Below are 12,246 nucleotides of genomic sequence, written 5' to 3'. Positions count from 1 at the left end.
CGGAAACTGTCGGTGGCCGGTCGTATGGTCGTGGGGTGGACACACATTCCGCGCCTGTGGCGCTACTCGAAAACCTCACCGGCCCCGAGCTGCTGGAAGCGGTGAACGCTGTCATCGATTCGTTGGACGACAAGGATTCCGTCGCGCTCGCGCAAGCGGCGTCGGCCGGTATTGCACGGCTGGAAGCGGTCCGGTTCCGGGCGCTGGCGCAGCTGAACCGACATCGCGACGGCGCCCGCAGCGTCACACAGGAGGTCGCTTTCGCTCTGTCGCTTGTGGACAATCATGCCGGTGCGATGGTCGCTGCGGCCGACGCGCTGACCACCCGCCTGCCGCGCACGCTGTCCCTGATGGACCAGGGAGAAGTGAGCGGTTTCGGCGCGATGAAGGTCGCCGCGGCCACCGCGTGGTTGTCGGACGAGGACGCCCGCACCGTCGATGCGCTCCTGGAAGATCGGCTACCGGGCAGGAATCCTGATCAGATCCGGAAAGCCGCCAACCACGCCGCGATCACCGTCGACCGCGAGGGCGCCGAAGCACGGGCCGAACGGCATCGCGAAGGCCGCCGCCTGACCTTGCGGCAAGGCGAAACGGGAGTGGCGTCGATCGAGGTCGAAGACGGGCCGGTCGAAAAAGTCACCGCAGCCTATCGGCGCATCGATCGGGAAGCACGAGCGCTCAAGACCGGTGAGGAGACTCGCACCCTGGAGCAGCTCCGCGCCGACGTCGCGCTCGACCTTCTGCTCGGCGGACAAGGCGGAACCAGTGAACGCACCGAAGTGTTCCTGTACATGGACCTGTTCACTTATCTCGGCCTCAACGACGATCCCGCGGATCTCGCCGGACATGGCACTGTCCCCGCGGCGCTGGCCCGGCACATCGCCGCCGGCCCGAACACTGTGCTGCGCCGCATCATCACGGACCCGCTGTCCGGGCAGGTCCTCGACCTCGGGCGAGACCGTTACCGCCCCAGCGCGGGCCTGGGCGAGTTCGTGCGGGTCCGGGACCGGGAATGCCGAAGACCCGGCTGCCACCGTCCTGCCCAGGCCTGCGATATCGATCATTCGGTGCCCTGGCAACACGGTGGCCATACCGACGCCGACGAACTGATCGACCTCTGCCGGCGAGACCACCGCCTCAAAGACGAACCCGGCTGGACCTACCACCTCGCCGCCGACGGCACCCTCACCATCACCACACCCACCGGACAGAGCTACGACAGCTCACCCCCGCCGCTCCATCAACCCCGACCGCCGGTGCCCGGCGCCGACGAACCGCCACCGTTCTGAGTCTCATTGCCGGAAAGTGGCGACGGACGGCCAGGCCTCGCCGTTAGGGCCGCATCGTCGGAAAACGGCGAGGGCGCCGGGCTCGGCTTGGGCCTTCGAAACGCCGCTGACTCGCCACTAGACCTCGCGTCGCCGGAACGCGGCCACGGGTGGTGTGTGCGGAGACGCTGCTTTGGCCCTTCAAGTTCACGGTCGAGTCTTGCTGTTTGGCGCGTTGCCGGAAAGCGGCGACGGGCACCCTACGCAGGGCTCCGCGTTGGCCGAGAAAGGGCCGCTGCTGATATGTCTCGCCGCTAGACCCGTGTCGCCGGAAAGTGGCGACAGGAACCCTGCGCGGAGGGGTGCTGCGTTGGCCGTTCAAGGGCACACCGACAAGTCTCGCCATTGGAGCGCGTGGCCGGAAAGTGGCGACGGGCGGTGTGTGCAGACGCGCTGCATTGTCCATTCAAGTTCACCGCCAAGTCTCGCCGCTAGACCCGTGTCGCCGGAAAGTGGTGACAGGAACCCTGCGCGGAGGGGTGCTGCGTTGGCCGTTCAAGGGCACATTGACAAGTCTCGCCATTGGAGCGCGTGGCCGGAATGCGGCCACGGGCGATGCGTGCGGAGACGCTGCTTTGATCCTTCATGCTCACCGCCAAGTCTCACCACTAGACCCCGCATCACCGGAAAGCAGCGACGAGCACCCCTGCGCGCAGGACTCCACGTTGGCCGTGAAAGGGGCCGCCGCCGCCAAGCCCCGCCACAAACCTGCGTCGCCGAAAAGCGACCACGAAAGGCCGGACGCACCACTCAAGACCCCAAAGCCGCCAACTGCCCAGCAGTGAGCCGTTCCACCAACGGAACCGCCCGATACTCCCCACCGCGGCAATCCACGCGAACCGGGCCGGCGATGTGCGGGTGCTCTTCGGCCACCCGCAAGGCGGCAGCGGTCCGCTCAACAGACCAGTCGAGGGCCGAAGCGAGAGCCGCAAGGGAAAGCCCCCGGCCGGCGTGCAGGAGTGCGGCGAGCACGGTCAGTGCGTCACCGGCGAAGACGGCGACGCGGTCGTCGTGCATGATTTCGTCGATGCGCGCGTGGAATCGGGAGAGGTCGTCCATGCGGGCGCCCGCGGGGGTCGCGACGCCGAGGATTTCGGCGCCCTGGCGGGAGACCTTGACCCATTCCTGGTTGGAGCGGACGCTTTCGGCCCACACGCGCTGCGGCATTTCCTCGTCGATGACGTACTGCTCCCGCCGGCCGTCGCGTTCCCGTTTGAGCATGGCCTGTGCTTCGAGGTAGGCGACGGCGTTCGAGATCGAGGCCGGGCTGACCTGGAGCCGCCGGGCGAGCTGGGCGGCGGTGAGCACGCCGTCGTCGCTGACGGCCAGGCACGCGAGGACCCGCGCGGTCATGCGGGGCAGTCCGGTCGCCACGATCATTTCGGCGAAGTCGGTTTCGAAGGCGCGGACGGCTTCCGGGTCCCGTCCGTAGCCGTTCTCGACGACGGGGACGGCGCGCGGTTGCGGTTTGCGGCGCCGCGCGCGTTCGCCGGTGACGCGGGTCGCTTCTTCGGCGCGGTAGCCGGAACGGCCGCTGTTGCGCGCGACCTCGCGGCTGATCGTCGACGTCGGCCGCCCGAGCCGCCGGGCGATCTCGGCGTAACCGAGGCCGTCCTTGAGCCAGGACGCGATCAGCCGTCGATCCTCCAGCGTCAGCCTGCCGCCCGGCATGGCACCTCCTGTGCGTTCACGCGCAGATCATTGCAACGAGACGTTGCATTCATTGCCACGACCGTTGCAACGATTTCCGGAAATCTACCAGCTATAACACCCAAAAAGCCAGGGTAAAGCTTTGAGGGATCTGTAAATGCAACGTAGCCTTTGGGTATCGGTAAAAACTGGGAGGAACAGCTATGACCACCTCGGTGCCTCATCTCACCGAACTACCCCTCGAACGACCGAAGGGCTGCCCGTTCGACCCGCCCGCGGAGCTCGGCACGCTGCGCGACGAGCATCCGCTGGTCCGGCTGACGTTCCCCGACGGGCACGACGGCTGGCTCGCGACGGGACACGCGGTCGTCCGCGCCGTTCTCGCGGATCCGCGGTTCAGCGCCCGGCAGGAGCTGATGCACTCGCCGCTGCCGGGCCCGGCGGCGATGATGGAGATGCCACCGGCGCCCCCGGGGATGTTCATCAAAATGGACGGCTCCGAACACAGCCACTACCGCAAGCTGCTCACCGGCAAGTTCACCGTCCGCCGGATGCGGCTGCTCTCGGAGCGGGTGGAGCAGGTGACCACCGAACACCTCGACGCGATGGAGCAGCAGGGAACGTCGGCCGACCTGGTGACCGCGTTCGCGCAGCCCATTCCGGCGCTGATGATCTGCGAGCTGCTCGGCGTCCCGTACGAGGACCACGAGTTCTTCCGGCGCAACGTCCTGCCGCTGAATCTGCCGGACGCTCCGGCCGAGGAGCAGGAAGCCGCCGTCAACGCGCTGGGGGAGTACCTCTACAAGCTCATCGTGGCGAAACGGGCCGCGCCGACCGACGACATCCTCGGTGAACTGACGACCACGACGGAGCTCACCGACGAGGAGCTCACCGGTATCGCGTTCCTCTTGCTGGGCGCCGGTTTGGACACCACGGCCAACATGCTCGCGCTGGGCACTTTCGCCTTGTTGCAACATCCGGGCCAGCTCGCGGCGGTCCGCGAGGACCCGGAGCGCATCGAAGGCGCGATCGAGGAATTGCTGCGCTACCTGACCATCGCGCACACCGGCGCGCGCACCGCGCTCGAAGACGTCGAGATCGGCGGGCAGCTCGTCAGGGCGGGGGAGGTGGTCGCGCTTTCGGCCCAGGCGGCCAACCGGGATCCGCTGAAGTTCCCGGAACCCGACCGGCTCGACGTCCGCCGGAACGCCGCCGGGCACGGTTCCTTCGGGCACGGCGTCCACCAGTGCCTCGGCCAGCAGCTCGCGCGGGTGCAGATGAAGGTCGCCTTCACCGGGTTGCTCGCCAGGTTCCCCAAGCTGCGCCTCGCCGTTCCGGCCGAAGAGATCCCGATGCGGACGGATTCCGACATCTACGGGGTGTACGCGCTCCCGGTGGCGTGGGACTGATCGCGATGAAACTCGAAGTGGACCGGGAACGCTGTGTGGGCGCCGGAATGTGCGTGCTGACCGCGCCCGCGGTGTTCGAACAGGACGAGGAAGACGGCCGGGTCCGGTTGCTGGACCCGGAACCGGCCGACATCGGCGACGCCGTGCAGTCGTGCCCGGCGGCGGCGATCACGGCGAAAGCGTAGAAACCCCAGGCCAGGGGGTGCCGGGCGGGCACCCCCTGGCACGGGATCAGCCGACGTCCGCGAGGACCTTGCCCGCGTCGGCGCTCGGCACCGCGGTGCCGGCGTAGAGCTGCTGGACCCTGGCCTTCTCCTGCGCGTTCGGGTTCACGCTCTTGCAGCTGACCCCGCCGGTCGAGCCGGACATCAGCGACGAGCACGGGCCGGGCTTCACGTCGGGCAGGCCGAGGCTGTGCCCGAGTTCGTGGGAAGCGATCCGCGGCGTGTAGTAACCCTGCTGGACGGCCTGCCTGCCCATCCACACGGTGACCGTGCCGCTCGGGCGCACCGGGCCGAGCGTGGCGCGCGGCCAGCCGTTGTCGGCGATGACCCGGATGTTGACCCGCTGCCCCGGCGTCGCCTTCACGATACGGACGTTGGTGACGTTGGTGTTCCAGACGTTGACGCCGGCGGCCACCGCGTCCTTGAACTCCGCGGCTTGGCTGTCGTCGTAGGTCAGGGTGGTCGCCATGATCTCGGCGGCACCGGCGGAGGGTGCCGTGAGCATCGAGACGGAGAGCGCGGCGCCGGTGAGCACCGCGGCGAAGGTACGTCGAAGCACGTTGAACTCCTCGCGTTTAAAGCGTGCTGGAATTTCGGAGCAATAACGACCCTGAACCTTTCGCGGCGCTCGGGGTACCCGCCGATAGTCGCCTGTCGTTAACCATGATCTTGACGCGACCGGAAGACTGTGCCGTTATGACGACGGCGCGTTTCACCGGACACGAAGCACCGATCCTCGCGGTCGCGGTGAAGGGAAACCGGCTGGTCACCGGGGGTGCGGACCGGACGGTGCGGGTCTGGGACCTGGAGACCGGAGAGCAGCGTTTCGCGCTGAGCGGCCATGATCGGCCGGTTCTGGCGGTGGGTATCTCGGGTCAGTACGTGGTCGGTTGCGATGGGGCGACGGTGCGGCGCTGGCGGATCACCGGTACCGGCGCGCATCCGCCGGAGGTCCAGACCACCAAGCGGACGGTGGCGGTCGCGGTGGCGAAAGACTTCGCCGTGTCCGGCGCGGGAAGCACCGTCGAGGTCAGGCGGCTGGACGGCGCGACGGCACGGACCCTGCGCACCGGCGGCCCTGAGGTCGAATCGGTCGCGGTGACCCCGGACGGCCGCGTCGTCGTCGCCGGGGACGACGCCGGTGGCGTACGGCTGTGGGACCGGGAAATCGTTTCCCACTACCGGTTCGGCGGCGCGGGCGCGGTCCACGTGGTCGCGATCTCGGCCGACGGCGAGCAGGTGCTGTCCGCCGAGGGCGAGATGGTCCGGTTGTGGGGGCGCAAGGGCGATCCGGCCCTCGTCTTCCCCGGGCACACCGGCGTGGTGCGGGCGCTGGCCTTCGGCGCCGACGGCAAATTGGTGCTTTCCGGCGGTTCCGACGGCGAAGTGCGCGTCCGCGAGATCGACGATCCACGGGACTACACACTCCTCAAGGGACATCAGGGGAACGTCCGCGCGATCGTCTGCACCGCGGGCAACGAGAAGATCGTCACGGTCGGGGACGACCGCACGATCCGGGTGTGGGACCGCTTCGGCAACCAGATCGACGGCACCGGTTTCGTCGAGCCCAAACCGGGCCGGGCGCGGCCGCGGATCACGCCCGACGTCGAAAGCCCGGTCGACCTGATCGGCTTCCACGACGACGTGCGCACCCTCGCCGCGGTCATCGCCGACCGCGAGACCAGCCCGCCGCTGTGCGTCGCGCTGCTGGGCCCGTGGGGTTCCGGCAAGTCGAGTTTCGTCCGCCAGGTGACCGACCGGGTGGCCGAACTGGCGCGCCGGTCCCGCGGCGACGCCGCGAACAGCGTGTTCACCGGTGAGATCCGGCAGATCCGGTTCAACGCCTGGCAGTACCACGACGACCATCTGTGGGTCGGGCTGGTGGACCACCTGTTCCGCAATCTCGGCGCGCCCGAGACGCACGCGGACGCCGGCGAGGTCCGCGCCGAACGGGAGGAGCTGCGGAACCGGCTCGCGGGGCTGAAGGCCGTCAAGGCGGATTCCCCGCTCACCTGGCGCTGGCGGCTGCTGGTCTCCGGGGTGGACCGGGCCGAACGCCGTCGGCGGAGGCTCGCAGTCGCCGGGTACGCGGTGCTGGGCGTGCTCGGTGTGGCCGCGGCGATCACCGGCTGGGCCTTGTGGCACAACGCGATCCTCGCCGCGGCGGGTGCCGTCGTCGCGCTCGGCGCCGTGCTGACCCCGGCGCTCACCACCGCCAGATCCGCGCTCGCGCCGGTCAAGTCCACATTGGACAGGCTGCGGCACGACGTCGACAAACGCGCGGAACGGTTCGACGCCGAGGTCCGGGAGACCGAGGAACGGCTGCGGCGGCTGGACGCGGCCAGCAGGCTCGGCGATCTCATCGAGGAGGCGAAAACCGGGAGATACGGGGACTACCAAGGGGTTTTCGCCCGGGTCCGGGAAGATCTCGCGAATCTGAGCGCCGATCTGGTGGACGCCAGGGAGGAATGGGCGCGGGCGGGCGGCAAGGGCAAGCCGCCGCTGGAACGGATCGTGCTCTACATCGACGATCTCGACCGCTGTCCGCCGTCGAAGGTGATCGAAGTGCTGGCCGCGGTGCATCTGCTGCTGGCGCTGCCCGCGTTCGTCGTGGTGGTCGCGGTCGACCCGCGGTGGTTGCGGCGCTGCCTCGACCAGCACCACGAGGAACTGTTCGGCGCGGGGGAGGCGCGGCGGGCGGAGTACCTCGACAAGATCTTCCAGATCGTGTTCGCCCTGCGCCCCATGGGAACCGCGGCGGACGAGCTGATCGACGCCCTGATGCCGATCGAGGAACGGGAACCGGAGCCGTCCGAGCCCGAAGAATGGCCGGAGGACGAGAGTGCCCCCGAAGACGGTGGAACAAGGGAGGTCGTCGTCCAGGAAACGGCGCCGCCGACGTTCTACAACATGCGGCCGGACCGGTTGCGGCTCACCGAGGTCGAACGCGCTTTCGTCCACGTACTGCGGAAAAGGCTGAACACGCCGCGCGAGATCCGGAAGCTGGTCAACCTCTACCGGCTCGTGCGCATCGGTATCCCGGACGCGGAACTGGCGCGGTTTGTCGACGGCCCGTACCGCGCCGTGCTCGTCCTCCTGACCCTGCTGGTCGCCGATCCGGACGCCGCGCGCAAGACGTTCATCGCCCTTTCCGACGGGGAATCGTTACGGGAGGCCTTTCCACCTGAATGGCGGCTAGACGCCGAATCCTTCGATGATCTACAGGTCTACCGGAATTGGGTGGGCACCCTCGCCCGCTTCAGTTTCGAGACCTACGATCTCGTGACCGAGGAGGCGGAACCGGGAACCATGTTGTAGCTACACTTGCCCGCTACGACGGCTAGGGGGCGGCGCATGCGGAGAACAGGCTGGCTTTCGCTCGTCTTCGGCGCGCTCGTCGGGACGCTCGTGATCGTCCTGCTCGCCACGGCGATCACCCCGCCCTCGAACGCGACCAGGCCCGACTGTGTCCGCCTCATCACCAGTTCTTCCACGGAGAAGGGTGATCTGATCGCCGAACTGGCCGAGCGGTACAACAACACCGGCCGGACGTTCGACGGCGGCCGGTGCGCGAGGGTCGAGGCGCACAAGAAGACCTCGGGCGCCACGCTCGACCTCATCGCCGACGGCTGGAACGACCTCGACCAGCACCACCCCGAGCCCCAGGTCTGGCTGCCCAGTTCGTCGCTCTGGCTCGATCTGCTGCGCCAGCGCGGAAAAGGCGAGCGGATCAAGTCCGGCCCGAAGACCTCGCTCGCGACCAGCCCGATGGTGATCGCGATGCCCGAGCCGATGGCGAAGGCGATGGGCTGGCCGGGCAAGACCCTCGGCTGGGGCGACGTACTGGAAGTGAACCGGAACGGCGGCTGGGCCTCGAAGGGCGCGGCGTACGCCCAGTGGGGGAACTTCACGCTCGGCAAGGACAACCCGCGGCGGTCGACGTCCGGGCTCGCCGCGACCATCGCGACCTATTTCGCGGCGACGGGCGGCGACTACGGCAAGATCGGCACCGCGGAGACCGTGCAGTTCGTCCGCGGGATCGAGGCGTCGGTCGCCTACTACAGCGACGATTCGGTGGCCTTCCTGAAGACGCTGTACGACGAGGACCGCAAGAAGCCGACGCCCTACATCAGCGCGATGGCGATGCAGGAGCAGATGGTCTACCTCTACAACCGCGGCGTGCCGACCGGGGATCCGGCGCAGCTGAAGGCGAACCCCGTCCCGCCGCTGCGCCCGCTGGTCGCCGTCCACCCCAGGGAAGGGACGATGCTGATCGATCATCCCTTCCTGGTCACCGCGAACGCGTCCCCGGAGCAGCAGTCGGCGGCCAAGGATTTCTACGACTTCCTCCTGGAGGCCGCCCAGCAGGACCGGTTCCGTGAGCTCGGATTCCGCGACCCCGGCGGTAACGGGACCCCGGAGCTGGCCGGGGTCGTGGGCACCCAGGGAGCCCAGGAGCCGCCGAAGATCGGCGTCCCCACCGGCGAACAGATCCAGAAGATGCTGGACGGCTGGGAGTACACGCAGCGGCGGGGCCGGATCCTGCTGGTGCTGGACCTGTCCGGCTCGATGAACGAACCGTTCGACAAGAACCGCAAGGACAAGCCGTACTCCGAAAGCCGGATCGCCCTGCTGAAACCCGCGATCCGGAAACAGCTCGAGTACCTGCATCCCGAGGACGAGGTCGGGCTGTGGACGTTCTCCGACGGGTACGAGGAGAAGATGCCGATCGGCAAGGTGAAGAACGTCCGCGGCCCGATGCTCGACCTGGTCGAGAACCTGACCCCGAAAGGCGATACGGCGCTGTACCAGACCGTGATGGCCGCCAACGAGAAGATGCGGCGCGAGTTCGACCCGAACCTGATCAACGCCGTCGTCTTCCTGACCGACGGCGAGAACACCGAGGCCGGGACGAAGGAGCAGGTGTTGCAGAACGTCGACGCCGAGCGGCTGGACAACTCCGTCCGCATCTTCACCATGGCCTACGGCGCGCAGGCCGACAGCCGCGTCCTCGACGAGATCGCGCAGAAGTCCAAGGCCCGCAGCTATCAGGCCGTCGACCCGCACGGCATCGACAAGATGTTCGTCAACGTGTTCAGCAACTTCTGACATGGCCGAGTACGACAACCGGCCGTTCCACGTCGTCGCGGTGGTGCTCGGCCTGATCGCCGGGATGATCGGCCGCGCGGTGACCTATCCGCATCCGCAGGCCTGGCTTTTCGGTGCCGTCGCGGCGTTGGCCGTGCTGGTCCCGGCCGAGACCGCGTTCTTTGTGCTGAACGGCAGGCGACGGAGGCCGGCGCGGGAGAAGCGCGCGCCGGAGCCCGCCGCCGCCTTCGATCACTACAGCCTGCTCGGGCGGGCGCTGACGGCCATCGAAACGGTGCGGCCCGGGGAGACGGAGCTGTCCGCCGTCTTCCGCCGGGCGGTGGCCCGGCTCGAAAACCGCAAGGACCGCAACGCTCCCGAAGTCGTCGAGCTGCGGGTGACGGTGAAACAGACCACCGAGAAGCTGGAGCGACACGCGCGGGACGAGAACCCTGATCCGGTGATGCTCGTCGAGCGGATGAGGCTGTACCGGGAAACGCTCGAAGACGCCCTCGCGGCGGTCGAACCACGGTGAGTGTTCGGTGGCGAACAGACTACGGCCGTGCGTCGTGCTGATCTGAGGGCATGCCGTTGATCGGGCGCCGGGTTGTCGAGGGCGTGGAACATGTGGTCGTACCGGTGGAGCACCGGTTCAGCCTGGAGGAGGCCGTGCTGGCGGTGATGGCCGCCAAGAGCACCGTGCGGCCCGCTCCGGGGATCAAGGTCGCTCCGCTGAAGGTGTCGGAGGTACGGTCAGCGCTGCTCTACGCGGCGAAGCACGCCGACAGACGACACCAGATCGTGGACAGCTACTTCGTCGAGGCCGAAGACGGACCGTTGCACCGGTTGGCCGAGTGGATCAGATCGGAACTGGTCCGGCTGGGCATCTTCACCACCCACGACGGTTCCGCCGCCGGATCGGGTGGCCGATTCGGTTACTCTCCGCGATAGGTGTTCACGACTGCCTGGGAGGGTGTTTCGTGGGTTTGGGCCAGGAGGCCGCCGAAGAAAGAGAACGTCCGTTCCTGGAGCGACTGGACGAACCCGTCCGCGCCCGGTTGCTGGAGATGGGCACCCCGCAGACCTACGAGGGACGGCAGGCGCTCATGCGGGCGGGCGAACCCGGCGACTTCGTCATGCTGCTGCGGCACGGCTACGTGAAGGTGACCAGCGCCGACCGGATGGGCGCGACGGTCATCCTCGACGTCGGGGTCCCCGGCGATCTGCACGGCGAGATCGCGGTGATCGCGGGCGGGATCCGGATGGCCGACGTCGTCGCCATCGAAGAAGTGCACGTCCGGCGCATCGCGGCGAGCGAGTTCAACCGGTTCCTGCTGGAACATCCGGCGGCGATGCGGGAGGTGCTCGTCAGTGTCGCCCGCCGGTTCGTGCTCGCCCAGCGGCAGCGGACCCAGTCGTGGAAACCGCAGGCGGTGGCCAGGGTCGCGACCAGATTGGACTACCTCGTCGACGTCTGTGGCATCCGGACACCCGCCGGCTGGCGGATCGGGATCCCGTTGAGCCAGGACGAACTCGCGCAGTTCATCCCGATGGGCCGGACCATGGTCGCGCAGGCACTGGACAAACTCCGGAAGGCGGGAGTGGTGGCCAGTTCGCGCCGTGCGATCACCGTCATCGACCGCGAGGCATTGCGGGTGGTCACGGAAAAAGGTGTGACTTAGCTCACTGGCGTTGACCTGCGCGAGGTCATGTTTTGTTCGGTTCCGAACAGAACTTCCGGTGAGGAGTGGGAACACTGCTTCCTGCCGCCAGTTTTCACCGATCAGGGGAGGGGTCGCAGAGATGCAGGTGCTGACCTCAGGCCGATACAACGCGCACACCCACGCCGTCCTGTCCGTCGACATCGTCGGTTCGTCGAAGGCCAGTGACGACCTGCTGGACCCGATGAAGACCGAGATGGAAACGCTGGTTTCCCGCTCGTTCACCGCCGTCGGGCTCGCGCCGGGGGAAGCGCGTCACTTCCGGGAGACCGGGGACGGGCTGATGGTCGCGTATCCGGACCACGCCGTCGGCCAGCTCTGCGAGGTCGTGTTCCACCTGGACCATCTCCTCCGGACCCGCAACCGCTACGCCCGGGTGCCGATGCGGGCGCGTGTGGCGGTCCACATGGGACCGATGGCGGACAACCACCGCTACCACCGCACGTACATCACGCTGACCCGGTTGCTGTGCGCCTCCACCTTCAACGACGCCGTGGGCTACTGGTGCCGTTCGGATCCCACGGGCGACAAGTTCGGCGCCGGGATGATCGTGTCGCAATCCGTGTGGCGCAACGTGGTCGAGCCGTTCGGGGTCGCGCTGGTCCCGCCCGCCCGCTGTGCCCGGATCAGCGTCACCACTCCGGATTTCGCGGACAGCGCGTGGATCCACCTGCCCGGCCTGGACGCGGAAGCGGTCCTCGCCGAACTGAACCCGGCCGTCGCGGTGCCGCTCGTGTTCGACCGGGTGAGCCGGTTGTCCACGACGGCCTGACCCAGACCGGGCGGTCCGGTTTCCAGGGAGGGAAAACCGTATCGCTCGCCGGTT

General features: G+C 68.1%; 11 protein-coding genes. 9 read left to right on the top strand and 2 right to left on the bottom strand.

The genetic code is table 11. The annotated features are described in order from the left end of the window. Positions 1 to 56: 56 nt before the first annotated feature. The gene (locus tag NQK81_RS16055) at positions 57 to 1,289 is read left to right on the top strand and encodes an HNH endonuclease signature motif containing protein (RefSeq protein ID WP_257489768.1); all 1,233 of its coding nucleotides are present in this window, start codon (positions 57 to 59) and stop codon (positions 1,287 to 1,289) included. A gap of 789 nt (positions 1,290 to 2,078) precedes the next feature. On the opposite strand, the gene NQK81_RS16050 is transcribed toward NQK81_RS16055, so the two are convergent. After that, positions 2,079 to 2,999 (bottom strand): helix-turn-helix domain-containing protein, encoded by a 921-nt coding sequence (locus NQK81_RS16050; protein ID WP_257488847.1) that lies wholly within the window; start codon positions 2,997 to 2,999, stop codon positions 2,079 to 2,081. A gap of 182 nt (positions 3,000 to 3,181) precedes the next feature. Here NQK81_RS16050 and NQK81_RS16045 point away from each other — a divergent pair, with 182 nt between their 5' ends. Together NQK81_RS16045 and NQK81_RS16040 are read left to right on the top strand one after the other, a co-directional pair. Beyond that, a complete protein-coding gene (locus NQK81_RS16045) occupies positions 3,182 to 4,387 on the top strand; it encodes a cytochrome P450 (RefSeq protein ID WP_257488846.1) in 1,206 nt (401 codons plus the stop codon). 5 nt (positions 4,388 to 4,392) lie between these two features. Next, positions 4,393 to 4,572, top strand: coding sequence for a ferredoxin (locus NQK81_RS16040; protein WP_257488845.1), 180 nt, complete (start codon positions 4,393 to 4,395; stop codon positions 4,570 to 4,572). 46 nt (positions 4,573 to 4,618) lie between these two features. On the opposite strand, the gene NQK81_RS16035 is transcribed toward NQK81_RS16040, so the two are convergent. Beyond that, positions 4,619 to 5,170, bottom strand: coding sequence for a snapalysin family zinc-dependent metalloprotease (locus NQK81_RS16035; RefSeq protein ID WP_126733963.1), 552 nt, complete (start codon positions 5,168 to 5,170; stop codon positions 4,619 to 4,621). A gap of 137 nt (positions 5,171 to 5,307) precedes the next feature. Here NQK81_RS16035 and NQK81_RS16030 point away from each other — a divergent pair, with 137 nt between their 5' ends. The 6 genes from NQK81_RS16030 (at position 5,308) to NQK81_RS16005 (ending at position 12,192) form a co-directional block, all read left to right on the top strand. Beyond that, on the top strand, positions 5,308 to 7,929 hold the full coding sequence (locus NQK81_RS16030; RefSeq protein ID WP_257488844.1) for a P-loop NTPase fold protein: 2,622 nt from the start codon (positions 5,308 to 5,310) through the stop codon (positions 7,927 to 7,929). Between the two features lie 36 nt (positions 7,930 to 7,965). Next, positions 7,966 to 9,720: a substrate-binding and vWA domain-containing protein gene (locus NQK81_RS16025; protein WP_257488843.1), complete on the top strand. Its 1,755-nt coding sequence runs from the start codon at positions 7,966 to 7,968 to the stop codon at positions 9,718 to 9,720. Between the two features lies 1 nt (position 9,721). Beyond that, positions 9,722 to 10,234 carry a hypothetical protein gene (locus NQK81_RS16020; RefSeq protein WP_257488842.1) on the top strand — a complete coding sequence of 171 codons (513 nt, stop codon included), beginning with the start codon at positions 9,722 to 9,724 and terminating at the stop codon, positions 10,232 to 10,234. Positions 10,235 to 10,284: 50 nt separating this feature from the next. Further along, a complete protein-coding gene (locus NQK81_RS16015) occupies positions 10,285 to 10,650 on the top strand; it encodes a hypothetical protein (RefSeq protein ID WP_007034234.1) in 366 nt (121 codons plus the stop codon). A 29-nt stretch (positions 10,651 to 10,679) separates the two neighbouring features. After that, a complete protein-coding gene (locus tag NQK81_RS16010; protein ID WP_125680634.1) occupies positions 10,680 to 11,381 on the top strand; it encodes a Crp/Fnr family transcriptional regulator in 702 nt (233 codons plus the stop codon). A 121-nt stretch (positions 11,382 to 11,502) separates the two neighbouring features. After that, positions 11,503 to 12,192 (top strand): hypothetical protein, encoded by a 690-nt coding sequence (locus NQK81_RS16005; protein ID WP_034317906.1) that lies wholly within the window; start codon positions 11,503 to 11,505, stop codon positions 12,190 to 12,192. Positions 12,193 to 12,246 lie beyond the last annotated feature (54 nt).

The sequence above is a fragment of the Amycolatopsis roodepoortensis genome, assembly GCF_024628825.1.
Classification (GTDB): domain Bacteria; phylum Actinomycetota; class Actinomycetes; order Mycobacteriales; family Pseudonocardiaceae; genus Amycolatopsis; species Amycolatopsis roodepoortensis.
This window is presented reverse-complemented; position numbering and strand designations above follow the sequence as displayed.

Bases quoted from the DNA above. Each gene is read 5' to 3' on its own strand.
- NQK81_RS16025 (WP_257488843.1), top strand. From the start codon at position 7,966: ATGCGGAGAACAGGCTGGCTTTCGCTCGTCTTCGGCGCGCTCGTCGGG.
- NQK81_RS16030 (WP_257488844.1), top strand. From the start codon at position 5,308: ATGACGACGGCGCGTTTCACCGGACACGAAGCACCGATCCTCGCGGTC.
- NQK81_RS16050 (WP_257488847.1), bottom strand. From the start codon at position 2,999: ATGCCGGGCGGCAGGCTGACGCTGGAGGATCGACGGCTGATCGCGTCC.
- NQK81_RS16040 (WP_257488845.1), top strand. From the start codon at position 4,393: ATGAAACTCGAAGTGGACCGGGAACGCTGTGTGGGCGCCGGAATGTGC.
- NQK81_RS16015 (WP_007034234.1), top strand. From the start codon at position 10,285: ATGCCGTTGATCGGGCGCCGGGTTGTCGAGGGCGTGGAACATGTGGTC.
- NQK81_RS16045 (WP_257488846.1), top strand. From the start codon at position 3,182: ATGACCACCTCGGTGCCTCATCTCACCGAACTACCCCTCGAACGACCG.
- NQK81_RS16005 (WP_034317906.1), top strand. From the start codon at position 11,503: ATGCAGGTGCTGACCTCAGGCCGATACAACGCGCACACCCACGCCGTC.
- NQK81_RS16020 (WP_257488842.1), top strand. From the start codon at position 9,722: ATGGCCGAGTACGACAACCGGCCGTTCCACGTCGTCGCGGTGGTGCTC.